Below are 24,189 nucleotides of genomic sequence, written 5' to 3' on the forward strand. Positions count from 1 at the left end.
ACAGGGCTGCCCATGGTAACGGCTAGGGGTGGCTCGGCGCGCCCCCGCCAGGCGCGCTCATTCCATCCGCAGGCTGATGTTCGGATGCCCTGCAAAGATCTCCATCACGATCTCGAAGTAGGTTTCGCCTTCGCCGCGCTGCAGCGCCCGTAGTTGTCGCTCGACGGTCGCCGTGTTGAACGTGGCGGTGTTGTCGAGCTTGTCCTGCAGCCATGCCCGGGTGGTGGCTTCACCCAGCGCGTGGCGCGTGTGGGCGATGTCCTTCCAGACCAGTGTTGCCGTGGCGTGCCCGGCCAGCACCCCGTAGCCGCCGTACAGCAGGTCGTCCAGCGCATCCAGGCTTGGCCCCAGCTGCCACTCTTCGCCCACCATGAAGACACGGTTGATCTCGGCGTAGAAGCTGGCGATGTCATGCACGGCGCTGCCTTCCAGCACCAGTTCCAGCGGCGCATCGTTGTGCATGCACGGGCCTCGATCCACGGTTTCATCACTGTAGCAATGCGGCGCGGTGTAGATGAACCGCACATGGCCGTTCAGCGCGCAGTGATCTGGATTTCACCTGTGGTTGCCACCGCCCACGAGACACTTGCGCCATACCGCAACACAGGAGACCGCCATGAATACTTCCATCCGTGTACTGCTGCTGGGCAGCCTTCTGGCAGCGTCGTCGGTGGCCGGTGCACAGACCTATGGCCCGCGCGATGAAGGCCGCAAGTTCAACGACGGCAGCCGTGTGGTGTGCAAGAACGTAGAAGTGCAGCGCAATTCGCGTGACCCGAACCGCATTACCGGTACCGCCACCGGTGCGGTGGTGGGTGGCCTGCTGGGTAACCAGGTGGGCGGCGGCAACGGCAAGAAGCTGGCCACCGTGGCCGGTGCCGTGGCCGGCGGTGCCGCTGGTCGCCAGATCCAGGGCAACCACCAGAGCAAGACCGGCGACCGTGTGGTCGAGCGCCGCTGCGAACGCGTGTACCGATAACCCCTTTGTAGTCCCTTCCACCTGCAGTACCCGAACGCCGGCCTCGTGCCGGCGTTCTTCGTTTGCGCGGGCGTACCACGGGGCCGGGCGGCGCCCTATACTGCGCCAACCTCCAAGGATGAACGCGCTGTGAACGAATCGCCGGTTGCTGCGCCCCAGACCGTGTCCACACCGACCCAGGCCGAGCCGGAAGCGAACAGCCGCTTCAACCGGCTGCGCGAGCGCGCGGACGAGCTGGAGCTGTTCATTTCCGGTCTGCTGGCGTTCGCCCTGCTGGCCGTGCCCGGTTACCTGTTCGATGCCTGGGCGCGCAGCAGCCTGCATACCGAAGGCATGTACTTCCAGCTGCTGTGGTTTGCCTTCAGCACGGTGGTGGGCATGTGCTACGTGCTGGCGGTGGCGCTGATCGCGCACCTGACCGTGCGCGGTTACTGGATCGGCCTGGTCGGTCTGAAATCGCATTTCCCCGAGGGCATCGACTGGGCCGCGCTGCAGCAGATGGGGCCGGTGTCGCGTGCGTTCCTGCGCGCGCGCGATGGCGGCCTGGACAGCAGCATCCAGCGTGCCGATCGGTTGGCCACGCTGCTGTTTTCCACCACGCTGATCTGCGTGCAGACCCTGGCTGGCACCCTGGTGCTGGCAATGGTGACCCTGGCTATCGCCATGTTCATCGCCTTCCTGGCCGGTGGTTCGGACCAGGTGGCGATGGCGGTGGTGGGCGCGTGCCTGGTGAGCCTGCTGGCGCTGGCGTCCGTGCCGTACGCGCTGGAAAAAGCCATTGCCCGGCGCCACGCACGTGGCCGCCCCAGCGAGGGGCTGGAACGCACGCTGCAGCGCTTCCTGGCCGGCATGCAGCAGGTGCCGCTGCTGCGCTTGATGCAGACCATGCAGCTGACCATCCAGAGCAACCTGCGCTCGCGCTCGTTCATGGTCGGCTACCTCCTGGCCATCGGCGTGGCGATGGTGCTGGCGGCGGTGCAGGTGGCCGGTTCGGTGAAGTTCTCGCTGTTCAACCGCTACCAGGTGCTGACCGAGGAAGCCGTGGACAACGGCATGCTGAGCGCGCACTACGAGTCGCTGCGCTCGACGCACGACCAGCTGCTGGCCTACCCAATGATTCCGGCCGATACGATCAGCAGTTCGCGCCTGCGGCTGTTCATTCCGCATCGCCCGCAGCGCGACAACCCGCTGGCACGGCGCTACTGCACGGCCTTGCCCGGGGGCGAGAACAGCGCCGAAGGTGCGCCGGCGGCACGTGCGGCAGTGGACTGCCTGGCGTTGATATGGACCGTCACTCTGGACGGCAAACCGGTGGCGCTGGCCGACTTTGTGCCGTTCGAGCGCCGCGATCTGGAAATGCGCGGGCTGGTGGGCTACCTGCCGCTGCAGGGCCTGGCGCCGGGCCGGCATGACCTGCATCTGGTCTGGCATGCGCAGGGCGAGAGCACCGGACCGGACCGCCGCCGCGAGTACCGCATTCCGTTCTGGTATACGCCGGACGACAGCAAGAACTAGTCGGAGCCGCGCGGCGCTGCGCCGTGCAGGCGCCGGTAGGCCAGCGTGCCGTACAGCAGCAGCAAGCCACCCAGGGTGATCAGTTCGTGGCGGACATCGGCCAGGCGGGCGTCCATCTGGGTCAGGCGCACCATCAGGTTGATGCCGGCGGTGGTGGGCAGCAGCTGCGACAGCCAGACCAGCGGCGTTGGGGTCATCACCGCCGGCCATGACAGGTTGGCCAGGAAGAACAGCGGAATGGACGTGGCGATGACGTACTGGAACGCGCGTTCGCGGGTGCGGAAGAAGCTGCCGACGAACAGGCCGAAGGCCACGGTGGCGGCGATGAACAACGTGCCGCCCAGCAGTTGCCCCAGCGGGTTGCCGCCGCGCGGGTAGTCCTGCACCCAGGCAGTGAAACCGGCGTAGTAGAACAACCCGAACAGGCCGATGAGGCCAAAGCCCAGCGCCATGCCCAGCAGGGTGGGGCGGTCGAAGCGCAGGCGCCGGCCCAGCGCCAGGCGGCGGCCGCCTAGCAGCACGCCGATGCCCATCAGCAGCGTCTGGTGCACGATCAGTTCGGCCACGCCCGGCACGATGGCGCTGCCGTAGCCTTCCTGGGTGTTGTACAGCGGCCGCTGCACCAGGGTGACCGGTGGTGCCTGCGGGGCGCCCATGAAGGCGGCCTGGGTAACGGCGGCATCGCGACCGAACGCGCCCAGCGCATCGGCCACGCTGCCCAGCACCCAGCTGGCGCGGCCCAGATAGGCGCCATTGCCGAGCAGTACCAGCTTGGCGGGGTGGCCGCGCAGGATGTCGCGCTCCAGGTTCCCCGGAATCAGCACGATGCCTTCGGCGTGGCCGGCTTCCAGTTGCTGGCGTGCGCTTTCGATATCGGCCGGTTGCCCGACCACGCGCGCCACGCGCAGCGCATCCAGCGTACGCAGCAGTTCGCGGCTGGTGGCGCTGTGGTCTTCATCCACCACCAGCACGGGCAGGTCGCCGGCCACCTGGTGGCGATAGGCGGCCGGGTAGAAGAACGAGTACAGGATGACCGCGCCGACCATCACCACGATGGCGTAGCGGTCCAGCAGCACGGCCATCAGGGTCTGCCGCAGGCTGCGCCACACCGCGTTCATGCGCTGGCCCTGGCCGCCTGCGCGGCCGGTGCGCTGCGGGCGAAGGCGATCAGCCGTGCGCCGCCGATGCCGCCGGCCACCACGATCATCACCAGCAGGGTGGCCAGAGGCCACAGCGATACCGCCAGCGGCGCGCCGACGAACTGCTGCTGGGTCTGCAGCTTGATGTAGGCGCTCAGCGGCAGCAGCAGGTGCCAGATGCGGGTGAACAGCGGTGCATCGATGACTGGGAACGTGGCGCTGGAAAACGCCAGTGCGGTGCCGATGCTCAGGCCCACCGCCGACAGTGCGGTGCCCATGTCACGGGTAACGCCGACGAAGAACAGCGCGTAGCTGGCGGTGGCCAGGTAGAACAGCGGCTGTGCCAGCAGCAGCAACAGCACGCTGCCGGCAATGCCATCGCCGCGCAGCCAGGCCAGGTAGGCGACACCTGCGGCGCCGTACATGGAAAACAGCAGCACGTAGGGCGCGATCTTGCCCAGCAGCGCCGACCATGGCGTGCGCCCCAGCCAAGCGCGCAGCGTGCCATCGCGGATCTCACGGCCCAGGCTGCCGGCCACGGCCAAGGCCAGCACCAGCGACAACACCGCCGGAAAGATCAGCGGCAGCAGGAACAGTTCGTAGCTGCGCGCCGGGTTGTACAGGATGTCCGACTGCACGGCGATGGGCGCGGCGCGCAGCTTGCCGGGGCCGACCTGCAGGCCGATGCGCTCGCGCAGCAGGCGCGCGCCCCATGCCGATACCGCATCGCCGATATCGCGCGCGGCCGACTGCCCGGTGGTCATGTAGGTGGCGTTGTAATAGGCGAACACCGTGCCCTGGCGCCCGCGCAGGGCCTGGCGGGTGACATCGCGGGGCACCAGCACCACCGCGAACACCTGCAGACTGCGCAGCTGCGCCTGTGCTTCGTCCAGGCTGACCGGTTGCGTGGCCACGCGTACGCCGGGGCTGGCATCGAGCATGCGCAGCAGCAGGCGACTGTCGCTGCTGTGGTCCAGGTCGACCACGGCAATGGGCACATCGCGCATGACCGATGCGGAAAACATCCAGGCCGTCACCGCCAGCATCAGCAGTGGCAACAGGGTGACCAGGGCCAGGTCGGCCCGGTTGCTGCGCAGCGCACGCAGTTCGCGCCGCCATGCAGCGCCGATGCCGGTGCTGTCCGGGTTCAGCTCTGCGGCCATGCGAACAGCACGCTCATGCCGGGCCGGAAGCCTTCGACACGCTGCACCGGGCGAACCCGTACTTCAAAGCTGCGCACGTCGTAGCCCGACGATTGGCGCGTGCTGCGCCAGGTGGCGTAGTCGCCGGCCGGATTGATGAAGTACACCTCGAAGGCGGCATCCTTTTCCAGCGCGGGAATCCGGCCCTGCAGGCGGCTTCCGACCTTCAGGCCCTGCATCTGCGATTCGCGCAGGTTCATTGACACCCACATGCGATCGATGTCGACCAGGGTGAACACCGGGAAGCCGGCCGGCACCAGTTCGCCCGGGTCGGCCATGCGTTTGTTGATCTCGCCGGCCACGGGGGCGCGGCCTTCCACTTCCGCGCGGGCGGCGTTGACCTCGGCCACCGCGCCCTGCGCCTGTTGTACCTGGCCCTGTGCGGCACGCTTGTCCTGTTCGCGTGCGCCGGCCAGGGCCATGTCGTACTGCGCGCGCGCGGCACGGGCCAGTTCGCGCGAGCTGGTGGCCTGGGCGTGGGCTTCGTCGCGTTTCTGCCGGGTCATCACGCCTTCGTTGAACAGGTTCTGCACGCGGCCGGCGGTGGCCTCGGCCAGGGTGGCACCGGCCTCGGCGCGCTTCCAGTTGGCTTCGGCGGCACGGATGTCTTCGCGGCGCGCGCCTTCGTCGGCCTTGTCGGCCACCGCCTGGGCGGCGGCCAGCGCACCGTGGGCCTGCTGTTCCTTGGCCGCCACTTCCGGGCTGTCCAGCAGGAACACGATCTGCCCGGCCTGCACGCGGTCGCCTTCGCGCACCTTCAGTTCGGCCACGCGGGCGGTGATCTTGGCAGCCACGTTCAGCGTGTCCGCGTCGGCCATGCCCTGGATCTGGTCGGCCGGGCTGCGCCAAGCCAGCCACAGGCCCAACACCACCACCAGCAGCAACACCACCACCAGGATCAGGCCGGTACGGCGCTTGCCCGGCGGCGTTGCTGCGTCATCGTGCAATACATCACTCATGGTCGATCACCTCGTCCGCGCGCCGCCGGTAGTCTTCGAAACGGTCCATCTGGCCACTGATCTCCAGCAACTGCGCCAGGGCTACGTCGTACTGGTAGGCCGCCTGCGAGCGCTCCACGCGGGCGCCGCCCAGGCCCAGCCGTGCATCAATCACGTCCAGCGATGTGGCCTGGCCCTCGCGGAACGCCAGTTCCTGCAGGCGCAGGTTTTCCTGTGCCTGGGCAATGCTGCTGTCCAGCAGCACGAACTGCTGGCGGGCGGTTTCCAGTTCGTTCCAGGCCTTGCGCACGCCCAGCGCGACCTGGTTCTCGGCTTCGCGCAGGCCGGCCTCGGCCTGCTCCTGCTGCGCACGTGCCGCACCGATCTGCGCCGGCCGCGAGTTGGGCGACAGGAAGGTGTACTTCAGCCCGATGCCGAACGCCCAGTCCGGGTCGGTCAGCATTTCATCGCGGCGGCGGAAGTCGTACTGGCCGAAGGCAAAGATCTGCGGTTTCAGCTTGGCCTGCTGCACGCGCACGCCCTGTTCGGCCTGCGCCACCAGCGCACGCAGGCGCGCAATCTGCGGTTGCCGCGCCTGCGCGGTGCGTTCGAAGCTGGCCACCGGTTCCAGCGGCGCGCGCTGCACGAACAACGGCGAGGTGGGGCGGACCTGGCCGCCACTGCGCAGCAGGGTGGCCAGTGCGGCCTGCAGCGTGGCCAGATCGTTCACGCTCTTCTGGTACTCGCGCTCGGCCTTGTCGCGGGCCACGGTGGCCTGCAGGCGCTGGGCCCGCGTGGCGAAGCCTTCGCGTTCCAGTTTCTGCGCATCGGACAGATGGCGTTCCAGGCCGTCGCGCACATCGCGGCGCACGTCCACCGCCTGTTCGGCCAGGCGCTGGCCGAAGTAGGCCTGCGCCAGTTGCACGGTGATTGATTGGCGCTGCGCTTCGCGCTCGGCACTGGCCTGTTCGCTGGCGGCGCTGGCTGCGCGCTGCGCCGCGGGAATTACCCCGCCGGTGTACAGCGGCAGTACCGCGGTCACCACCGGGCGGGTGCGCCAGTCGCGTTCGGTGAAGGTCAACGGCGAGTCGATGCCGTAGGCCTCGGCCACCGGTGCCAGCGAGCCCAGCGGCAGGGTAAGGGTCTTCTGGAACTGCAGGCGGCGTACTTCGCCGGTGATCTCGGGCAGGCGCAGCAGGCGGGTGGCTTCCTGCAGTTCCTGCTTGTTGCGCACACCGGCATCAGCAGCGGCCAGCGCGTCGGACACCTGTTCCAGCCTTTGCCGCGCCTGTTCCCAGTCCAGTGCCGGTGGTGCCGCGCTGTCAGGCAGGGACTGCGCGCCGCCGGCTGTGGGCAGCCACAGCGCACAGATCAGCAGGGGCGCGCCTGCGCGTTGCAGCCACGGGGTGGGGCGATGCCGATGCACGTGGGTCCGTCATCCGTAAAGTGTCCGGCAAAAATTAGTCGGTATGCCGTGAAGCCGTTGTAGGTGCAGAAACTGCAGTACAGTCGCCGGCATGGGACAACGGCCCCGCCATTGTCGACGTGCCTGCCTGATCGCCGCGGCCCTGCTGCTGGCCGCACAGCCCTTCGCGCTGGCACAGGCAGATCCCGCCGCTGAAGACGCGCAGCCGGCCATCGTGGGCGTGCAGGTGCGGGGCGTGGGCCGGTTCGCGCACGGCGAGCAGGTGCCGTTGCCGCGCGTGCTGCAGGCATTGGGTGCGCCTGTGCAGCGCGAGCCGTCGCCATACGAATGCGGCAGTGCATACGACCACGGCGATATACAGCTGTTGAGCTGGGCTGGGCAGGCCTGGGAAAGCAATGGCCAGACCGCGGTGCTGCGCCGCTTCGAACCGGGGCGCGAGGGGGCGCTGGTGCTTTCCAATGGGCAGCGGATCGATCTGCGCAGTACCGGGGCCAGTGTCATGCAGCGGTTGCCGCGCGCGCACGCCAGCGATGGCACCGTGCATGTGACCGCCGATCCGCGCGGACGCTTCGAGGAGCGCTATGACCTGCGCTTCGATGCGCAGGGGCGGTTGTTCCAGGTCGACTACTGGATTGCCTGCTGACATCGCGCGCTGCATGCGCGGGCGGACCTCTCCATTCCATTGGTGCGGTCGTCAGGCACGGTCTTTAACGAGACAATAACGAATCGCCGCGACACGCCGCGCGGGCCCGTTCGTGGCCCTGCCCCCTGTCGCCTTTGTTTTCCGCAGTTTCGCCGCTTCCGGCGCAGGTAGTACGTAATGAAGAATGATCTCCGCCTCCTGCTGTCCCACCTGGGACGCACCTTCCTTTTCGGCTTCATGGTGACCCTGCCGCCCTTGCTGGCCTGGCTGGACATCCATTGGCTGGGCGACGCGGTAGGCGAGTGGTCGCTGGTGGAACTGACCCAGGAAGGCTTCCTGGCGGCCAGCGTGCTGGCGTTCGCGCGGCTGGCGTGGCGCCGCGCCGAGGACCGGGGTTTCGCGGTGCTGGCCGCCGCCCTGTTCGCCTGCATGTTCCTGCGCGAGATGGACGAGGCGCTGGACCTGATCGCGCACGGGTTCTGGAAGTATGCGGTGACCCTGCTGATCGTCGGTTCGCTGGCGTGGGCCAGCCGTGACTGGCGCGGTGCCGTGGCCGGTCTGGTGCGTTTCCTCACCTCGCGCGCCGGCACGGTGATGACCATCGGACTGGTGTTGCTGCTGTTCTACTCGCGCCTGATCGGCATGACCTCGTTGTGGACGGGCCTGCTGGGTGACCAGTACATCCGCGTGTTCAAGAACACCATCGAAGAAACCACCGAACTGCTGGGCTACACCTTCATCCTGGCCGCCAGCCTGGGCTACCTGGCGCAGCGCGTGCGTGAGCCGCTGGCCACTCGCGCGCGCAGTGAAAGCACCGCGGCGCCGATGCAGCAGCGCCCGCTCTAAGGCGCGCGGTGCGGTAGAGTCGAGCTCGCTCGACTGCTTTGGTTCCGGCATTTCGTGCAGTCGAGCAAGCTCGACTCTACCAACGGCCAACGGCAGTCGAGCAAGCTCGACTCTACCAACGGTCAGCCATCCGCGCCGGGGACGCCTTCGGCCAGCGGTACGCGGCTTCCATCCAGCAGGCCGCGGCTCAGCGTGCCGTTTTCGATGAACAGCAGTTCGCCGTGCTCGCCGTTCTTGATGCTGCTGTCGATGGCGATCACCCGGCCGCCGTGGAAAGTGCTCACGTGCGGCATGGAGGTGTGGCCGACCACGATGCGCTTCAGCTGCAGGCGGTCCAGCACGGCCTGCACGCCCTGCGCATCCAGGCGCCCGTCGAAATAGCCGCGGTACCAGATCGGGCTGGTCTTGCCGTCGTATAGCGGCGCGGTGGCCGGGTTGGCCTTTACCTCCGCCTTGGGCGTGCCCAGCGAGGCCTGGTAGGCGCGGTTGGTGGCGGCCGCGTCCAGCGCCAGTTCCACCGCGTCGGGCGAAATGCCGCCGTGCAGGAACAGGGTGTCGCCGATCTTCAGCAGCACCGGCCGCGTGCGCAGCCACTGCCCGATCACCGAATCGGCGCCGTACAGCTGCGGGTAGCTGCGGCCGAGCAGTTGTGCGCTGCGCAGGTACTTGGCGTTGACGTAGCGCAGGTCGTCGTACAGCACCATGGTTTCATGGTTGCCCAGCACGAAGTGCACCGCGCCACCGGCGGCAGCAGCCTGTTGCTGCAGGCCGTACAGCAGCCAGAACGCCTCGGTCACCTGCGGGCCGCGGTCAAACACATCGCCGGCAATGACCAGGGTGTCGGTGCCCAGCGCCCAGCGGTCCTGCGTATCGATCACCTTGTTGGCGCGCAGCAGGCGCACCAGCAGGCCGTACTGGCCATGGATATCGGACAGGGCGACGATGCGCGGTGCGGCCGGCAGTACCGAAACCGAGGGTGCCGCCGGCGGCGCCACGTGCACGCTGTGGGCGTAGCCGCACTGCGGGCTGAAATCGGTGCCGCTGGCAGTGGCGGGCAGGGTGCGCATCTGTACCTGGTCACCACAGATCCACTGCGCGCGCAGCTGCTCGCCCACGCGGAACACATAGGGGCCATCGGCATCCACGTGCTCGGCGGGCGTGGCCACCTCGCGGGCCTGCAGCAGCGGCGCGCCCAGCAGCAGGGCCAGTGGCAGCAGCAGGCGGGCAGGGCGGGACAGGGCACGGTGCAGCATGGGGTGTTTCCTTGGCGGGCAAAAAAAAGGCGGACCCGAAAGCCCGCCCCTGATGCTACGCCGTTGCTCAGAACTTCGCGCGCAGATTGAACAGCACGCGGCGCGGTTCACCCCAGTAGCCGGAGTTGAAGAAGCCGACGTTGCGGTAGTAGACCTTGTCGAACAGGTTGGTGACGGTCACGCCTACGCTCAGGTTGTCGTTGATGCGGTAGCGGCCCATCAGGTCGAACAGCACGTAGCCGCCCTGGCTCATCTTGCCGGTGGCGGTAACCGGGGTGCCGTTGGCATTGAAGCGCCCGGTGGGAATAGGCTGCATCTGGTAGATCTCGCTCTGCACACTGACACCGCCGCCCAGCGTCCACTGGCCATGGGTCCAGGTGGTATTGAATCGGGCCAGGTGCATCGGGCTGGTGCTGGCGAAGCGGCTGCCATCGGGGTTGCTGCTGTAGCTGTAGGTGTAGCCGCCGGTCATGCTCCAGTGGTCGTTGATCGAACCGGAGACTTCGAACTCGCCACCCTTTGTGGTGATACCTCGGCTGGCGATGTACGGCGAACTGCCATCGGGCAGCTTGATCTCGCCGCCGTTCGGGTCCAGCTCGGCCACGTTGTCCTGCTTCATGTAGAAGCCGTTCAACGCGGCGTACAGGCGGCCGCCGAAGAAGTCGGCCTTCAGGCCGTACTCGTAGTTGCCACCGGTGGTGGGGTCCAGCAGCTGGTTGTTGATGTCGCGCCGGGCGGTGGCCTGGAACACGTCCGAATAGCTGGCAAAGGCGGTGATGTTGCTGCCCAGGTCGTACAGCACGCCCACGTACGGGGTCAGCTCATGGGCGGTGGTGCGCGCGCTGCGGCTGGTGAACACACCGTCGGTGTTGTAGTTGTCGGTGGTGGTGCGGTAATCGGAATAGCGTGCGCCGGCGATGATCTTCAGCGGGTCGATCGGGTTCAGGCGCACGGCGGCGTAGTAGCCGGTCTCGGTGGTGTTCACCGTGCTGGACGGAATGCCGTAGTTGTAGGTGGTCGGCTTGCCGATGTTGCCATCCCAGCTGAAGATGCTGGGGAAGGCGGCTACGTTGTACGGGCGCGAGGTGATGCCGGCGCGGATGGTGTCCAGGTCACGGTCGTAGTGGTTGATGCCCACCACCAGTTCGTGCGAACGGGCGAACAGCTGGAACGGACCGGACGCGTACAGGTCGAAGGCATCTTCGCGGGTTTCGGACACCGAATAGGTATCGGCAATGCGCAGGCTCAGGCCGGTGACCGGGTCGGCCCAGTTGCCGGTGTTGGAACCGGCCAGCAGCAGCGAATCGGTATCGGTGGCGCGGTGGTTGTAGGCCAGGCGGCCACTCCAGCCGGCGCCGAACTGCTGTTCCAGGGTGGCGAAGTAGTTGGTGCTTTTGCGGTTCCATTCGTTCCAGCGCGCGGCGGCGCTGTAGGAACGCGACATGTGCGCACGGCTGCCATCGCGGAAGTACAGGGGCGAGGCGCTCCAGGCGCCACCGTCGGAACCGGTCTTCAGGTAATCGATGCCTGCGCGCAGGCGGGTGCTGTCGGTCAGGTCCGCTTCGATCACCCCGTACAGGCTGGGCGACTTGTCATGCTGGAAGCGCACCCAGCTTTCCTTGTCGGTGTAGGCGCCGACGAAACGACCGCGCACGCGGCCACTCTTGCTGAGAGGACCGGACACATCCACTTCGGCGCGCTTGTAATCCCACGAACCGGCGCTGAGGCTGGTGCTGGCCTGGAAGGTTTCGGTCGGGCGCTTGCGCACCATGTTCACCGTGGCCGACGGGTTGCCCGAGCCGGTGACCAGGCCGCTGGCGCCGCGCACCACTTCAATTCGTTCGTAGATGGAGGTGTCGCTGAGGATCGAGTTGCCGCCGGCGCCGGTGGTGTAGTTGGTGGGAATGCCATCGAACATGAAGTTGTTGATGGCAAAGCCACGCGCGTTGAACAGCGTGCGGTTGCTGTCATACGACTGGATGGTGACGCCCGGCGTCTGCTGCAGCACTTCGGAAATCGTGATGAGGTTGAAATCCTCGATGCGCTGGCGGGTGAACACGGTCAGCGACTGCGGTGTTTCGCGCAGGGTCAGCGGCAGCTTGGTGGCGGTGTTGGTGCCATAGACCTGGTAGCCCTCGGTGCGCTGGGTCACCATCACCCGGTCCAGTTCGGTGGTGGTCGGCGCGGTGTCCTGGGCGAACGCCGGCGCGGCGGCGCAGGCGAGCGACAAGGCGAGGGCGTTCCGGCGCAGGGCGCCAGAGTGGGTGTGCTTCATGCAATGACCTTTCTAGTTCAGGAACGGGAAGACGGGCGTGGCGCCGGCTTGGCCGGGCTGCGGAAACTGAGCCAGAGCACCATGGCGCCGGCTCCGGCGGCGAGCACGCCACACCAGCCCACGAACCCTTGGGCAACGCCCCAGGCGGCGATGCTGGGTGCCAGGCTGGCCGCCAGCGCGGCCGCGCCCAGCAGGCGCAGCACGCGGCGGCGCGGCGCGGCCGGTGTATGACCGGTGACGTCGCGATGGTGGCGTTCCATTGCCAGCGCCAGGCAGACGAAGCCGAAGGCCGCCAGCAGCAGGGCGAGCGCGCTCATGCGCTGGCCTCGGCCGCCGGGGCGGCGCGTGCGGCACGCGGCTTGCGTTGTGCCGGCACGAAACGATGCACCTTGCGCGCGGCCCACAACAGGCTGGCACCGATCAGCAGCAGGCCGATGTCGATGCCGGCCCGGGCGCCATCACCGTTGGCCAGCGCACTGACCGCGCCACCGTGCCAGACCACCAGGTTGTACAGCGGAAGGCCCAGCGCCAAGACGCCGGCCACGGCCAGTTGTTCCACCCAGCCGCGACGGGCCGGGCGCAGCAGCGCGTGCAGCAGGCAGGCCGCCCATGCGTAGAAGAACACTTTCACTTCGGCATCGCTGCGGTTGGCCAGTTCCACCGGCAGCAGGCGGTTGCCCCACAGGAAGGCCAGCATGGCCACCGGCAGGCCACTGACGAAGCCGATGTTCAGGCGTTCCACAATGCGGAAACCCAGGTGCGGACGCGCAGGATCGGGCAGCTGGGTGCGCCGCTTCACCGTCCACACCACCAGCCCGGTGGCGACCATCAGCGTGCCGGCCACGCCGGACAGGAAGAACAGCCAGCGCATCGTGGTGGGCGCGAAACGTGCCGCGTGCAGCCCGATCATACCGTCGCGGGTGATAACGGCGGCCGAGCGCGGTGGTGCAGCGTCCAGCAGTTCGCCGCGCGCGTCAAAGGTGAGCGTGTCGTTGGCCCCGGCAATCTGGTCGGCCTGCTGGCGGCGCACGGCAATGCGCATGGACGCATCGCCTGGCTGGTCGATCTGCAACGACGCCGCGTGGCCACCACCCCACTGCAGTTCCGCACGGCGCAGCACCTGGGCCAGCGCGGGCGGCACAGCGGCCACGCCACTGGGCTCGACCTTTTCCGCACGCGGGAACAGTTCGGCGAAGAACGCATCGCGGCCACCGGGGTAGTTCGCATCCACCGCCCACGGCATGTACAGGGTCATCAGGGTGATCAGACCGGTGTAGGTGATCATCAGATGGAACGGCAGCGACAGCACCGCCAGCGCGTTGTGGCCGTCCAGCCAGGTGCGTTGGCCCTTGCCACGGCGGAAGGTGAAGAAGTCGGTGAAGATCTTCTTGTGGGTGATGACACCGCTGATGATCGCCACCAGCATCAGCATGGAACAGGCACTGATGAACCACCGCGCCCACAGCACCGGCACGTAGTGCAGATCGAAATGCAGGCGGTAGAAGAAGTTGCCGCCGCGTGTCTCGCGCACCTGCACGGGCGTGCCGTTGGCATCCAGGGTGGCCTGGTTGGGATTGCGCTGGCCGCGCCGGCGTTCCTTCTCGCCCTTGGGTTGCCAACTGACCGCGGTGGCGCTGCTGCGCGAATCGGGCAGTTCGATGCTCCAGCGCTGCGCGTCCGGCGCGGTGCGCGCCAGGAACTGCTGGGCCTGGTCCACGGCGGTGCTGGCATCGGCGGGCAGGCCGATTTCCGGCTGCATCCAGCGGGTCAGTTCTTCCTTCCAGTACGAGGAGGTACCGGCAATGAAGATCAGGAACAGCACCCAGCCGACCACCAGGCCCGACCAGGTGTGCAGCACCGATTGCGATTGGCGGATGCCGCCCAGGTTGTCGGCGCTGCTCATGCGATGTTCCCGCGCAGCAGCCAGGCGATCAGCGCAGCCAGAGTGCCCGCGCCCAGCAGACCCACGGCGGCACGCAGGGTGCTGCGCGCGGCGTAGGCCCAGATGGCGGCCAGTGCATAGACCACGAACGCAGCCATGGTGGCCACCAGGGTGGCATCGGCCTTCGCGCCGGGCAGCAGACGCGCCAGTGCGGCGGCCCAGCAGGCGGCCACGGCGTAACCGCCCAGCAGCGCCAGCAGCCCACGTGCCCACAGCAGGGCATGACCGTTACCGCGCGCCACGCGCTTGGCCGGCGAAGTGCCGGCAGCAGAAGGAGAGGTAGGAGCGGCCATCGCCGATGTCAATGAGAACCGTATGCAATTGCAATTGAATGCTATTTGACGCCGGTGACCCTGTCGAGTCCCCCATTCGGGGGATGCCACCGCCTACAGCTTGCGCACCAGGGTGGCGTGCGCGGGCAACGGCTGGCCGTTGTGATCCCGCGGCTGCATGTAGGGCAGGGCGCGGCCGCTGCTGCGCTCGGTCAGCAGCGAATGCGCTTCGCCGGCCGCGAAGCAGTGGCGTTCGCCCCACTGGCGCAGGGCCACCAGCACCGGGAACAGGTCCTGGCCCGCGGCGGTCAGCACGTACTCGTGATAGGCGCTGCCATCGGCGGCGGGCTGCTGGTGCAGCAGGCCGGCGTCGAGCAGGCGCCGCAGGCGGTCGCTGAGGATGTTGCGGGCCGCGCCCAGGCTGCGCTGGAAATCGCTGAAGCGGGCCACGCCGTCGAAGGCATCGCGCAGGATCAGCAGGGCCCAGCGGTCGCCGAGCAGATCGACGGTGCGGGCAACGGGGCAGGGGCTGTCAGCGTGCATGGGCGACTCCGGATTCTGGTTGCAGTTTAAAACCGGAATCGCTACCGTGCACCTGGTTGCAAAATGAAACCACAATCATGCCTTCGTCTCTTTCTTCTTCGCTGCGGGGTCTGTTGGCCATCGCCGCGGGCGCCAGCGTGGCCAATGTCTATTACGCGCAGCCCTTGCTGGCCGAGCTGGCCCACGCGTTCGCGCTGGCGCCTGCGCTGGCCGGGTGGGTGGTGGCGGCCACCCAGGCCGGCAGCGTGCTGGCATTGCTGGTGCTGCTGCCGCTGGCCGATCGGCTGGATCGCCGGCGATTGCTGCGCCTGCAGATGGGCGCGCTGGTGCTGGCCCTGCTGGGTGTGGCAGCGGCGAAGAGCCCTGCAGGGCTGCTGCTGGGCATGGTGCTGGTGGGGCTGCTCGGTACCGCGCTGACCCAGGGGCTGATTGCCTGCACGGCCGGCCTGGCCGCCGAGCACGAACGGGGGCGTGCGGTCGGCACGGTACAGGGCGGGGTGTTCATCGGTCTGTTGCTGGCGCGCGTGGTGTCGGGTGCCGTGGCCACGGTGGCTGGCTGGCGCGCGGTGTATTTGCTGTCGGCGGTGTTGGTGGCGACGCTGGGGCTGCTGCTGTGGCGACGGCTGCCGGCCATGCCAGCACCGACGGTGCTGCCGTCTGTACGTGCGTTGTATGCCGGCATGCTCGCCATGCTGCGCGGCAACCCGGCGCTGCGCGAACGCGGTCCGTTGGCACTGATGCTGTTTGCTGGGCTGAACGTGTTCTGGGCCGCGGTGCCGCTGCCGTTGTCGGCCCCGGCGCTGGGTTGGTCCACCGCCGCCATCGGCGCGCTGGGTCTGGCCGGTGCGTTCGGTGCCGTGCTGGCCGCGCGCGTGGGCCAGTGGATGGACCGCGGGTTTGCCCACCGCGTGAGCCTGGCGTCGTTGCTGCTGATGCTGCTGGCGTGGTGGCTACTGCTGAGCCTGCCGCAGTCGGTGGCAGTACTGCTGCTGGGCGTGGTGGTGCTGGATCTGGGGGGGCAGGCCCTGCACGTGTCCAACCAGGCACTGCTGCTGCGCGCGCCGCCGCAGCAGCATGGGCGCCTGGTGGCGCTGTACATGCTGTTCTATGCGATGGGCAGTGGCGTGGGCGGGGCGCTGGGCCCCTGGTTGCAGATGCGCTGGGGCTGGGCCGCCGTGTGTGCGGCGGGCGCGGCCATTGCCCTGCTGGCGCTGGGCTGGTGGGCGTTCTGGCGCCGCACCGAAGGTCGAAGCGCGGCGCAGTGACGTGCGTTCGGCGCCGCGCCTGATTCAGCGCGGTTGTGCGCGCCGTCCCGGTGGTTCGGGCAGCGCGGCATCGGCCACCACCACGCGGTTGCGGCCGCCCCGCTTGGCCGCATACATCGCCGCGTCCGCACGTGCCATCAGGCGTTCGTAGTCGGGGTGCCCATCGTGGCCGGCCACGCCGATGCTGGCGCTCAACGACAGCACCGTGCCATCGGCCAACGCGACCGGCGATTGCGCAATCTGTCGGCGCAGGCCCTCGGCAATGACCGCCGCCTGCGACTGGCTGGCGGCCACCAGCACCACCACGAACTCTTCGCCGCCGTAGCGGAACAGGTAGTCGCTGCCCCGGGTGGATTGGCTGAGCAGCGTGGCCACGTGCTGCAGGGCGCGGTCACCGGCATCGTGGCCGTGGCCATCGTTGATGGCCTTGAAATGGTCCAGGTCCAGCAGCAGCAGCGAGAACGGGGTCTGGTGGCGGGTGGCCAGTTCGATCTCGCGGCGCAGCACGGTGGGCAGGAAGCGGCGGTTGAGCAGGTTGGTCAGCGTGTCACTGCCGGCGTCCAGTTCACCGACGCGCTCGAACAACAGGGTCATCAGCGTGCGGATGCTGGCCAGGTCTTGGCGGATGGCAGGCAGCTGCGCCAGACGCTGTGCAGGGTTGTCTGCGATGGCGTGCTGCAGCCCGCTGTCGATGCGGGCGATCAGTTGCCCCACCTGCTGGGTTTCGCTGCTTTCACCAAAACTGGGAATGCCCTTGTGGGTGAACCACAGGCCGAATTCGGAGGTGGCCAGGCTGGCGCTGTCGCTGCTGCTGGCGTGGCCAGCCAGCGTGTACAGCAGGGTGTTTTCCCAATCCAGCAGCAGGGCGCGCTGGCGCTCGCGTTCGGTGCTCACGTTCTGCACCAGCGAGAACAGGCGATAGGCCGCATCGGTACGCGATGAACGCTCGCGGGCATGGGTGTAGGCCAGGGTCATGCCTTCCATGGCAATGTCCATCACCGTGCTCAGGCAGGTGATGGCCGCAAATGCGGTGGCACTGTCGCTGGCCTGCGCCTGCAGTCGTGCGAACAGATCGTGTTTCAGTACCCGTGCGCCGCGGGTGACCAGGTCCACCGGAATGCCCACGCGCGCGTGCACATCGCCGATCACCCGCTGCGCCGCAACGCCGCTGGCGACCGCGCCCGTGTCCGTGGTGAGCAGCTGCACCAGCCAGCGCTGCATGGCCGGCTGCAGGCGATGCTTCACCTGTTCGTGGGACAGGAAGCGACGGGCGCGCGCATCGTCCAGCAAGACTTCATAGAAGCGCTGCGCCAGCAGCGGCGGGGCGTCGCTGGCCACGCGATGCAGCAGTGCGGTGGCAGCCGGGCCGGCCTGCTGCAGGCTGTGCTGCCAGGCCTCGGCCAGCGGTTGGCTGGCATCGTCCAGATGGGGTGTGTCCACGGTGTTCTCGTGCGGTGTAAGGCGGCGTAGCGGTATCGGCTGCGGGCGTGCGCGGTTGAGCGCGGTTGCGCCGCCAGTTTACGTGCGGTGCAGCCTGCGCGGCGCGCGTGAGGGGTGGCCTGCACTGCAATGTTATAAACAGCGTAATAGTCTCCCGCGCCTGCGCGGCGTAGCCTGACCGCATTGCACAGGAACTTCGCCATGGGCCACGACCACGATCACCTGCCGTCCGAAATCCGCCATGAAAAGCCGCTGTGGTGGGCGCTGGGGCTGACCACCACCTTCCTGCTGGTGGAAGTGGTGGGCGCGTTCTGGACCAACAGCCTGGCGCTGCTGTCCGATGCGGCGCACATGGCCACCGATACGCTGGCGCTGATGATCGCGTTGGTGGCGGTGCGCTTGAGCCGGCGGCCGCCCGATGCGCGCCGCACCTATGGCTATGCGCGGCTGGAAGCGTTGGGCGCGATGATCAACGGCGCCATGCTGTTCGTGGTGGCCGCCTACATTCTGTGGGAAGCGATCGAGCGCTTCCGCCAGCCGCAGGAGATCGCCTCGACCGGCATGCTTGTGATCGCCGCGATCGGGTTGGTGATCAACCTGATTTCCATGCGCCTGCTGCAGGCCGGCAGCGGCGAAAGCCTGAACGTGAAGGGCGCCTACCTGGAAGTGTGGGCCGACATGCTCGGTTCGGTGGCGGTGATCGTGGGCGCGCTGCTGATCCGCTGGACCGGCTGGAAGCCGATCGACCCGATCCTGGCCGTGCTGATCGGCCTGTGGGTGCTGCCGCGCACCTGGGTGCTGATGCGCGAGGCGATCAACGTGCTGCTGGAAGGCGTGCCCAAGGGCACCGATGTGGCGCGGGTACGCGAACGGCTGGGCGACCACGAGGCGGTGCTGGATGTGCACGACCTGCACATCTGGGCGCTGGCCTCGAGCACGCCGGCGCTGACTGCGCACGTGGTGATGCGCGAAGGCAGCGATGCCGACGCCCTGCGCCGCACGCTGAGTACGCGCTTGCACGAGGAGTTCGGTATCGATCACGTGACCCTGCAGATCGAGGCCGACCATTGCGGGGAAGCCTGCGGGCAGCCGGCGAAGCACGATCATGACCATGACCATGATGCTCAGGGCCATCATGGCCACGTGCACCGCTAGCGACCGGGATACCGGCGGTAGAGTCGACTGTCAGTCGACTATCGCGCGCAGCGCGGGGTTTTCGATGGCCGAGGGAAGAGCAGTCGACTGACAGTTGACTCTACCGGTCGGCATTGCCTTCATCGCGACCCAGCCGGCCAACTGACCCTGTTGCGCCCGGCGGGGCTACAATGCCCGCCTGCCTTTCCTCGCGTTGGAGACCCTGCAGTGACCCGTAAACTCGTACTGTTGCGCCATGGCCAGAGCCAGTGGAACCTGGACAACCGCTTCACCGGCTGGGTCGATGTCGACCTGACCGACCAGGGCCGCAGCGAGGCCGCCAACGCGGGCCGCCTGATGCGCGAAGAGGGCCTGCAGTTCGACGTCGCCCACACCTCGGTGCTGAAGCGCGCCATCCACACCCTGCAGGGCGCGCTGGCCGAACTGGGCCAGGACTGGCTGCCGGTCAACAAGTCCTGGCGCCTGAACGAGCGCCACTACGGTGGCCTGCAGGGCCTGGACAAGGCCGAGACCGCCGCCAAGCACGGCGAAGACCAGGTCAAGGTGTGGCGCCGTTCGTACGACATCCCGCCGCCGCCGATGGAGCTGGACGACCCGGGCCACCCGATCCACGACCGCCGCTACGCCGGCCTGGACCGCAACGCCCTGCCGGGCACCGAATCGCTGGCCACCACCCTGGACCGCGTGCTGCCGTACTGGCACGACGCCATCGCGCCGCAGCTGAAGGACGGCAAGACTGTGCTGGTCACCGCCCACGGCAACTCGCTGCGCGCGCTGTACAAGTACCTCAACAACGTGTCGCGCGAGGAAATCCTCGAGCTGAACATCCCGACCGGCATTCCGCTGCTGTTCGAACTGAACGACGACCTGACCGTGAAGTCGTTCCGTTACCTGGGCGACCCGGAAGCGGCGCGCAAGGCCGCCGAAGCCGTGGCCAACCAGGGCAAGGCGAAATAAGAAACAGAAGGCCGGCGCAAGCCGGCCTTTCCCTTTGCGGTTGGGAAAGAGCAGTCGAGCAAGCTCGACTCTACCGTGCGATCCGTAGAGTCGAGCTTGCTCGACTGCTCCTCGATGGCTGCGCCTTCAGCAGTCATGCCCCCAGTCTTCCACATCCAGCGCACACCCCAGCAATTCTCCCAACGGCGCACGCTGCCCAAGCAGTCCATCCAGCACCGCCTGATCGAACGTATCGCTACCCAGCACATCAACCATCTGACCGTCGTCCGTGCGCACGAACAGGGTGATGAAGCCGCGCCCCTTGGCCGGCCGCATGCTGCCAATGCCGGCGCTGAGTACCGGCAGCGGCAGCAACAGCGTGCGACCGTTCTGGCTGAACCCTGCGATCCCGGCTTCCACCGCGGACCATGCCAACAGGTGCCCGCCTGGCGCTTCGGCCATCTGCGCGGCAATGGCGCCTGGCAGGTGTTCAACGCCCACCAGCTGGGGATTGTTGGGGTGGAGTCGCAGTGGCGCTTCCAAGCGTGTGGCCAGGGTCAGGGTCTTCATGGCCGACGATGGTAACGGCCCGGCATACGCCCTGTGACCTTTGGCCGGTCCCCCGCACCCGCGGCCCGGCTAGGCTTGAGGATTCGCCGTCGGAGAGAGACTCCATGAACGTCCGCAACCTGGTCCCGCTGGGCCTGACCATCGCCATCGCTGCTTCGCTGGCCGCCTGTGGCAAGAATGAAACCGCGCCGGCGGCCACCGCCGATGCCAAGCCGGCCTTCGATCTGTCGCAGATCAAGACCCCGCTGATCTCGCTCAACAGCGCCGACCTGGACCCGTCCATCGCCGCCTGTACCGACCTCAACGGCTTCGTCAACAGCAAGTGGCTGACCGCCAACCCGGTGCCGGGCGACCAGACCACCTGGGGCAGCTTCGAGATCCTGCGCGAGCGTTCGCTGGAAGTGCAGCACGCGCTGGTGCAGCAGGCCGCCGCCAGCCAGGCCAAGGCCGGTTCGGTGGAAGCCAAGATCGGTGATATCTGGAAGACCGGCAACGACGAAGCCAAGATCGAAGCCGCCGGCCTGGCGCCGCTGCAGCCGCAGCTGGACAAGATCGCCGCGTTGAACGACACCGCCGCCATCACCCAGTACCTGCGCGACAGTCAGGCCGAGGGCAAGGGCGTGCTGTTCTCGCTGTTTGCCAACGCCGACTACAAGGATTCGGCCAACGTGATCGCCTACGTCGGCCAGGGCGGTCTGGGCCTGCCGGAGAAGGGCTACTACTTCGACGAAGCGCAGGCCAAGATCCGCGATGCCTACGTGGCCTACATCGCCCAGGTGCTGACCCTGTCCGGCGTGGACGCTGCACAGGCCGCCGAGCAGGCCAAGGCCGTGATGGCCTTCGAAACCCGCCTGGCCAAGGCGTCGATGTCGCGCATCGAAATGCGTGACCCGGCCAAGCGCTACAACCCGCTCAGCGCCGCCGACGCCGACAAGCTGACCCCGAACTTCAGCTGGACCGCGCTGTTTGACACCCTGAAGGTGCCGGCTGCGCAGAAGTTCTCGCTGGCCCAGCCGGGCTTCTTCGGTGAAATGGACAAGATGCTGGCCGACGTGCCGGCCAGCACCTGGCAGGCCTACCTGCGCTTCCACACCATCGACGATGCCTCGCCGTACCTGAGCAGCACCTTCGAAAAGGCCAACTTCGATTTCTACGGCACCACCCTGCGTGGCCAGAAGGAAATGCAGCCGCGCTGGAAGCGCGTGCTGGAATCGGTCAACGGTGGCATGGGTGAAGCCCTGGGCCAGTTGTACGTCGATGCGGTGTTCCCGGCCGAATCGAAGGTGGCCATGCAGCACCTGGTGGAAAACCTGTCGCAGGCGCTGAAGGCGCGCCTGGAGCAGCTGCCGTGGATGGGCGAGGAAACCAAGAAGAAGGCGCTGGAGAAGTGGGCCAGCTTCACCCCGAAGATCGGTTACCCGGACAAGTGGCGTGACTGGGCGGGCCTGCAGACCAACGGTGACAGCTACCTGGGCAACATGCAGGCGGCGCGCGCGTTCAACTACCGCTACATGCTGGACAAGATCGGCAAGCCGGTGGACAAGACCGAGTGGGGCATGACCCCGCAGACGGTGAACGCCTACTACAACGCCACCAAGAACGAGATCGTGTTCCCGGCGGCGATCCTGCAGGCGCCGTTCTTCGACGCCAAGGCCGATCCGGCGCTGAACTACGGCGGTATCGGTGCGGTCATCGGCCACGAAATGATGCACGGCTACGACGATTCGGGCAGCCAGTTCGCCGCCAACGGCAACTTCGACAACTGGTGGACCGACGCTGACCGCAAGGCCTTCACCGAACGCACCGACCAGCTGGTGGCGCAGTTCGACGGCTACGAGTCGGTGCCGGGCGTGTTCGTGAAGGGCAAGCTGACCCTGGGCGAGAACATCGGCGACCTGGGCGGCCTGACCGTGGCTTACGACGCGCTGCAGATGGCGCTGAAGGAAGACCCGAAGGCGAATGTCCAAGTCGATGGCCACAGCCAGGACCAGCGCTTCTTCATGAACTGGGCCACGGTGTGGCGCCGCAACTTCACCGATGGCGAGCTGCGTGTGCGCCTGAACACCGATCCGCACGCACCGGCCAACTTCCGTGCCAACGGCGCGCCGTCGAACATGCCTTCATTCGCTGCGGCGTTCCAGTGCAAGGCCGGCGATGCGATGGTGCGCGCCGACGACAAGCGCGTGGTGATCTGGTAATCACCACCGCAGTGGCGTAGTTGCAGAAAGGCCCGGCGAACGCCGGGCCTTTTGCGTGGTGGGGGTGGAGAGCCGGGTAGAGTCGACTGTCAGTCGACTATCGCGCGCAGCGCGGTGTTTTTCGCCGTCGGTGGGAAGAGCAGTCGACTGACAGTCGACTCTACCCAGTCGACTATCGCGCGCAGCGCGGGGTTTTTCGCCGTCGGCGGGAAGAGCAGTCGACTGACAGTCGACTCTACCCAGTCGGCTATCGCGCGCAGCGCGGGGTTTTTCGCCGTCGGTGGGAAGAGCAGTCGACTGACAGTCGACTCTACCCAGTCGACTCTACCGCGCATTGGCGGGCGATCAGGCCAGCGCTGGTTCGCGCTTCAGCATGCCGTGGAAGCGCTTGAGTACATACGGATCGATCAGTCCGCCGGACTGTTCTTCCAGGATGCGCAGTACGGCGTCGTGTTCCATCGCGCCGCGGTAGGGGCGTGCGCTGGTCATCGCGTCGTAGGCATCGGCGATGGCTACGATGCGAGCGCCCAGCGGAATCGATTCGCCGTGCAGGCCGTCGGGATAGCCGCTGCCATCGAAGGCTTCATGGTGGGCGCGGATCACCCGCGCAACGGCGGTGGCATCGCTGCGCCCGGTGGCCAGGAAGATGTGTTCGCCGCGCACCGGATGTTCGCGCATGATGTCGCGCTCTTCGCTGGTGTGGCGTCGCGGGCTGAGCAGCACGTCATCGGGAATGCCGATCTTGCCGATGTCGTGGAAACGCGCGGCCAGGCCGATCAGCGCGCAGGTCTCGTCCTGCTGGTCGCAGTGCGCGGCCAGGCGCTGGGCCAGCACGCCCACCCGGTCGCAGTGGTAGCGGGTGTAGGCATCGCGCATCTGCAGCGACATCGACAGTGCATCGATCAGGCAGGCATGTTCGTGCAGCAGGTCTGGGGCTTGGGAGTGGGGCATCGGTTGCAGGCGCAGGCAGTGCGCGAAAGCGACCGGCCCGCAGCAGCGGGCCGGTCTGGAAGAGTGGCACCTAGGGTAACGCGTGCGGCCTGTGCACCGTGTGGCGCGCTGGCCGCGCGGGTGATCAGCCGGTGGTCTGCAGCTGGATGCGGTTGGCCTTGGCGAAGGCGTCCTGCGCATCGCTCAGTGCCTGCATGTCGGTGTCCATCTTCGTGGTGGCTTCATCCAGTGCCTGCAGCAGCGGCGTCACCTGCTCTTCGCTGTAGCCATCGGGCAGGGCGGCGATCTTCTGCATCACCGCGAACATGTCGGCGGTGCTCTGCACCGAATCGCGCAGGTCCTGGTGCAGGGCATCGGCATCCTTGCCGTGGGTCAGCAGCTCGATATGGGTCAGCCGGTCGGTGGCTTCCTTGTGGGCGTTGCCCAGGCCGAAGCGGAACTGCTCCAGGCTCTTGCCGTCCTGCAGCGCGGCATGGAAGGCTTCGCCACGCGCGCCTTCGGTCCACAGCTGGACCGTGTTCACCATGCTGTTCCAGCTGGCGACGTTCTCGTACAGGTAATCGCGGTTGCTCATGCCACTGTGGCAGGCGGCCATCAGGCCCAGACTGGTGGCCAGCAGAAGGGGGGCGAAACGATTCACAGCAACACTCCTTGTCGCGGGCGCAGGAACGAATAGCGTGCCCTTCCACCGCCCGCAGCGG

At 67.5% G+C, this 24,189-nt stretch carries 23 protein-coding genes; 8 read left to right on the forward strand and 15 right to left on the reverse strand.

The window, feature by feature from the left end:
- Window positions 1-57 precede the first annotated feature (57 nt).
- Window positions 58-462 (reverse strand): barstar family protein, encoded by a 405-nt coding sequence (locus C1932_RS06085; protein WP_108763362.1) that lies wholly within the window; start codon window positions 460-462, stop codon window positions 58-60.
- Window positions 463-616: 154 nt separating this feature from the next.
- On the opposite strand from C1932_RS06085, the gene C1932_RS06090 reads away from it, so the two are divergent.
- Complete coding sequence (locus tag C1932_RS06090; protein WP_108752523.1) at window positions 617-979, forward strand: glycine zipper 2TM domain-containing protein; 363 nt, start codon at window positions 617-619, stop codon at window positions 977-979.
- Between the two features lie 129 nt (window positions 980-1,108).
- A complete protein-coding gene (locus C1932_RS06095) occupies window positions 1,109-2,494 on the forward strand; it encodes a hypothetical protein (RefSeq protein WP_108761546.1) in 1,386 nt (461 codons plus the stop codon).
- Here the strand turns inward: C1932_RS06095 and C1932_RS06100 are convergent.
- From C1932_RS06100 to C1932_RS06115, 4 genes are read right to left on the reverse strand one after another with little or no spacing between them, the layout of a single operon-like run.
- Window positions 2,491-3,612: an ABC transporter permease gene (locus C1932_RS06100; protein WP_108761547.1), complete on the reverse strand. Its 1,122-nt coding sequence runs from the start codon at window positions 3,610-3,612 to the stop codon at window positions 2,491-2,493. The two genes, C1932_RS06095 and C1932_RS06100, sit on opposite strands and share 4 nt — an antisense overlap.
- Entirely contained in the window at window positions 3,609-4,796 is a 1,188-nt protein-coding gene (locus C1932_RS06105) for an ABC transporter permease (protein ID WP_108761548.1), read from the reverse strand. The genes C1932_RS06100 and C1932_RS06105 overlap by 4 nt, the downstream gene beginning before the upstream one ends.
- On the reverse strand, window positions 4,781-5,794 hold the full coding sequence (locus C1932_RS06110; RefSeq protein WP_108761549.1) for an efflux RND transporter periplasmic adaptor subunit: 1,014 nt from the start codon (window positions 5,792-5,794) through the stop codon (window positions 4,781-4,783). Before C1932_RS06110 ends, C1932_RS06105 begins: the two co-directional genes overlap by 16 nt.
- Window positions 5,787-7,136 (reverse strand): TolC family protein, encoded by a 1,350-nt coding sequence (locus C1932_RS06115; RefSeq protein ID WP_234412369.1) that lies wholly within the window; start codon window positions 7,134-7,136, stop codon window positions 5,787-5,789. Before C1932_RS06115 ends, C1932_RS06110 begins: the two co-directional genes overlap by 8 nt.
- 154 nt (window positions 7,137-7,290) lie before the next feature.
- Here C1932_RS06115 and C1932_RS06120 point away from each other — a divergent pair, with 154 nt between their 5' ends.
- Both C1932_RS06120 and C1932_RS06125 read left to right on the forward strand, forming a co-directional pair.
- On the forward strand, window positions 7,291-7,842 hold the full coding sequence (locus C1932_RS06120) for a hypothetical protein (protein ID WP_108761550.1): 552 nt from the start codon (window positions 7,291-7,293) through the stop codon (window positions 7,840-7,842).
- A gap of 177 nt (window positions 7,843-8,019) precedes the next feature.
- Window positions 8,020-8,688 (forward strand): hypothetical protein, encoded by a 669-nt coding sequence (locus C1932_RS06125; RefSeq protein WP_108761551.1) that lies wholly within the window; start codon window positions 8,020-8,022, stop codon window positions 8,686-8,688.
- 122 nt (window positions 8,689-8,810) lie between these two features.
- Here C1932_RS06125 and C1932_RS06130 read toward each other — a convergent pair whose 3' ends face one another.
- From C1932_RS06130 to C1932_RS06155, 6 genes are all read right to left on the reverse strand, one after another.
- Window positions 8,811-9,941, reverse strand: a complete 1,131-nt coding sequence (locus tag C1932_RS06130; protein WP_108761552.1) for a metallophosphoesterase — start codon at window positions 9,939-9,941, stop codon at window positions 8,811-8,813.
- Window positions 9,942-10,008: 67 nt separating this feature from the next.
- Window positions 10,009-12,216 (reverse strand): TonB-dependent siderophore receptor, encoded by a 2,208-nt coding sequence (locus C1932_RS06135; protein ID WP_108761553.1) that lies wholly within the window; start codon window positions 12,214-12,216, stop codon window positions 10,009-10,011.
- 17 nt (window positions 12,217-12,233) lie between these two features.
- Window positions 12,234-12,533, reverse strand: a complete 300-nt coding sequence (locus C1932_RS06140; RefSeq protein ID WP_108761554.1) for a DUF3325 domain-containing protein — start codon at window positions 12,531-12,533, stop codon at window positions 12,234-12,236.
- A complete protein-coding gene (locus tag C1932_RS06145; RefSeq protein WP_108761555.1) occupies window positions 12,530-14,119 on the reverse strand; it encodes a PepSY-associated TM helix domain-containing protein in 1,590 nt (529 codons plus the stop codon). Before C1932_RS06145 ends, C1932_RS06140 begins: the two co-directional genes overlap by 4 nt.
- Window positions 14,116-14,451, reverse strand: coding sequence for a DUF3649 domain-containing protein (locus tag C1932_RS06150; protein ID WP_199912010.1), 336 nt, complete (start codon window positions 14,449-14,451; stop codon window positions 14,116-14,118). Before C1932_RS06150 ends, C1932_RS06145 begins: the two co-directional genes overlap by 4 nt.
- A gap of 93 nt (window positions 14,452-14,544) precedes the next feature.
- Window positions 14,545-14,973, reverse strand: coding sequence for a helix-turn-helix domain-containing protein (locus tag C1932_RS06155; protein ID WP_108761556.1), 429 nt, complete (start codon window positions 14,971-14,973; stop codon window positions 14,545-14,547).
- 77 nt (window positions 14,974-15,050) lie between these two features.
- Here C1932_RS06155 and C1932_RS06160 point away from each other — a divergent pair, with 77 nt between their 5' ends.
- Entirely contained in the window at window positions 15,051-16,238 is a 1,188-nt protein-coding gene (locus tag C1932_RS06160; protein ID WP_108761557.1) for an MFS transporter, read from the forward strand.
- A gap of 24 nt (window positions 16,239-16,262) precedes the next feature.
- On the opposite strand, the gene C1932_RS06165 is transcribed toward C1932_RS06160, so the two are convergent.
- Window positions 16,263-17,678 carry a diguanylate cyclase gene (locus C1932_RS06165; RefSeq protein ID WP_108761558.1) on the reverse strand — a complete coding sequence of 472 codons (1,416 nt, stop codon included), beginning with the start codon at window positions 17,676-17,678 and terminating at the stop codon, window positions 16,263-16,265.
- A 201-nt stretch (window positions 17,679-17,879) separates the two neighbouring features.
- Here C1932_RS06165 and C1932_RS06170 point away from each other — a divergent pair, with 201 nt between their 5' ends.
- Together C1932_RS06170 and gpmA are read left to right on the forward strand one after the other, a co-directional pair.
- The gene (locus C1932_RS06170) at window positions 17,880-18,833 is read left to right on the forward strand and encodes a cation diffusion facilitator family transporter (RefSeq protein WP_108761559.1); all 954 of its coding nucleotides are present in this window, start codon (window positions 17,880-17,882) and stop codon (window positions 18,831-18,833) included.
- Between the two features lie 207 nt (window positions 18,834-19,040).
- A complete protein-coding gene (gene gpmA / locus C1932_RS06175) occupies window positions 19,041-19,790 on the forward strand; it encodes a 2,3-diphosphoglycerate-dependent phosphoglycerate mutase (protein ID WP_108749003.1) in 750 nt (249 codons plus the stop codon).
- A 126-nt stretch (window positions 19,791-19,916) separates the two neighbouring features.
- On the opposite strand, the gene C1932_RS06180 is transcribed toward gpmA, so the two are convergent.
- On the reverse strand, window positions 19,917-20,339 hold the full coding sequence (locus tag C1932_RS06180; protein WP_108761560.1) for a hypothetical protein: 423 nt from the start codon (window positions 20,337-20,339) through the stop codon (window positions 19,917-19,919).
- Window positions 20,340-20,443: 104 nt separating this feature from the next.
- Between C1932_RS06180 and C1932_RS06185 the strand changes: the two genes are divergently transcribed.
- Window positions 20,444-22,537, forward strand: a complete 2,094-nt coding sequence (locus tag C1932_RS06185) for a M13 family metallopeptidase (RefSeq protein ID WP_108761561.1) — start codon at window positions 20,444-20,446, stop codon at window positions 22,535-22,537.
- A 345-nt stretch (window positions 22,538-22,882) separates the two neighbouring features.
- On the opposite strand, the gene C1932_RS06190 is transcribed toward C1932_RS06185, so the two are convergent.
- Window positions 22,883-23,488, reverse strand: coding sequence for an HD domain-containing phosphohydrolase (locus C1932_RS06190; protein WP_108761562.1), 606 nt, complete (start codon window positions 23,486-23,488; stop codon window positions 22,883-22,885).
- A 124-nt stretch (window positions 23,489-23,612) separates the two neighbouring features.
- The gene (locus C1932_RS06195; protein ID WP_108761563.1) at window positions 23,613-24,128 is read right to left on the reverse strand and encodes a hypothetical protein; all 516 of its coding nucleotides are present in this window, start codon (window positions 24,126-24,128) and stop codon (window positions 23,613-23,615) included.
- Window positions 24,129-24,189: the final 61 nt, after the last annotated feature.

The organism is Stenotrophomonas sp. YAU14D1_LEIMI4_1, from assembly GCF_003086815.1.
Taxonomy (GTDB): domain Bacteria; phylum Pseudomonadota; class Gammaproteobacteria; order Xanthomonadales; family Xanthomonadaceae; genus Stenotrophomonas.

Bases quoted from the DNA above. Each gene is read 5' to 3' on its own strand.
- C1932_RS06085 (WP_108763362.1), bottom strand. From the start codon at position 462: ATGCACAACGATGCGCCGCTGGAACTGGTGCTGGAAGGCAGCGCCGTG.
- C1932_RS06090 (WP_108752523.1), top strand. From the start codon at position 617: ATGAATACTTCCATCCGTGTACTGCTGCTGGGCAGCCTTCTGGCAGCG.
- C1932_RS06100 (WP_108761547.1), bottom strand. From the start codon at position 3,612: ATGAACGCGGTGTGGCGCAGCCTGCGGCAGACCCTGATGGCCGTGCTG.
- C1932_RS06105 (WP_108761548.1), bottom strand. From the start codon at position 4,796: ATGGCCGCAGAGCTGAACCCGGACAGCACCGGCATCGGCGCTGCATGG.
- C1932_RS06110 (WP_108761549.1), bottom strand. From the start codon at position 5,794: ATGAGTGATGTATTGCACGATGACGCAGCAACGCCGCCGGGCAAGCGC.
- C1932_RS06120 (WP_108761550.1), top strand. From the start codon at position 7,291: ATGGGACAACGGCCCCGCCATTGTCGACGTGCCTGCCTGATCGCCGCG.
- C1932_RS06125 (WP_108761551.1), top strand. From the start codon at position 8,020: ATGAAGAATGATCTCCGCCTCCTGCTGTCCCACCTGGGACGCACCTTC.
- C1932_RS06130 (WP_108761552.1), bottom strand. From the start codon at position 9,941: ATGCTGCACCGTGCCCTGTCCCGCCCTGCCCGCCTGCTGCTGCCACTG.
- C1932_RS06135 (WP_108761553.1), bottom strand. From the start codon at position 12,216: ATGAAGCACACCCACTCTGGCGCCCTGCGCCGGAACGCCCTCGCCTTG.
- C1932_RS06140 (WP_108761554.1), bottom strand. From the start codon at position 12,533: ATGAGCGCGCTCGCCCTGCTGCTGGCGGCCTTCGGCTTCGTCTGCCTG.
- C1932_RS06145 (WP_108761555.1), bottom strand. From the start codon at position 14,119: ATGAGCAGCGCCGACAACCTGGGCGGCATCCGCCAATCGCAATCGGTG.
- C1932_RS06150 (WP_199912010.1), bottom strand. From the start codon at position 14,451: ATGGCCGCTCCTACCTCTCCTTCTGCTGCCGGCACTTCGCCGGCCAAG.
- C1932_RS06155 (WP_108761556.1), bottom strand. From the start codon at position 14,973: ATGCACGCTGACAGCCCCTGCCCCGTTGCCCGCACCGTCGATCTGCTC.
- C1932_RS06160 (WP_108761557.1), top strand. From the start codon at position 15,051: ATGCCTTCGTCTCTTTCTTCTTCGCTGCGGGGTCTGTTGGCCATCGCC.
- C1932_RS06170 (WP_108761559.1), top strand. From the start codon at position 17,880: ATGGGCCACGACCACGATCACCTGCCGTCCGAAATCCGCCATGAAAAG.
- C1932_RS06180 (WP_108761560.1), bottom strand. From the start codon at position 20,339: ATGAAGACCCTGACCCTGGCCACACGCTTGGAAGCGCCACTGCGACTC.
- C1932_RS06185 (WP_108761561.1), top strand. From the start codon at position 20,444: ATGAACGTCCGCAACCTGGTCCCGCTGGGCCTGACCATCGCCATCGCT.
- C1932_RS06190 (WP_108761562.1), bottom strand. From the start codon at position 23,488: ATGCCCCACTCCCAAGCCCCAGACCTGCTGCACGAACATGCCTGCCTG.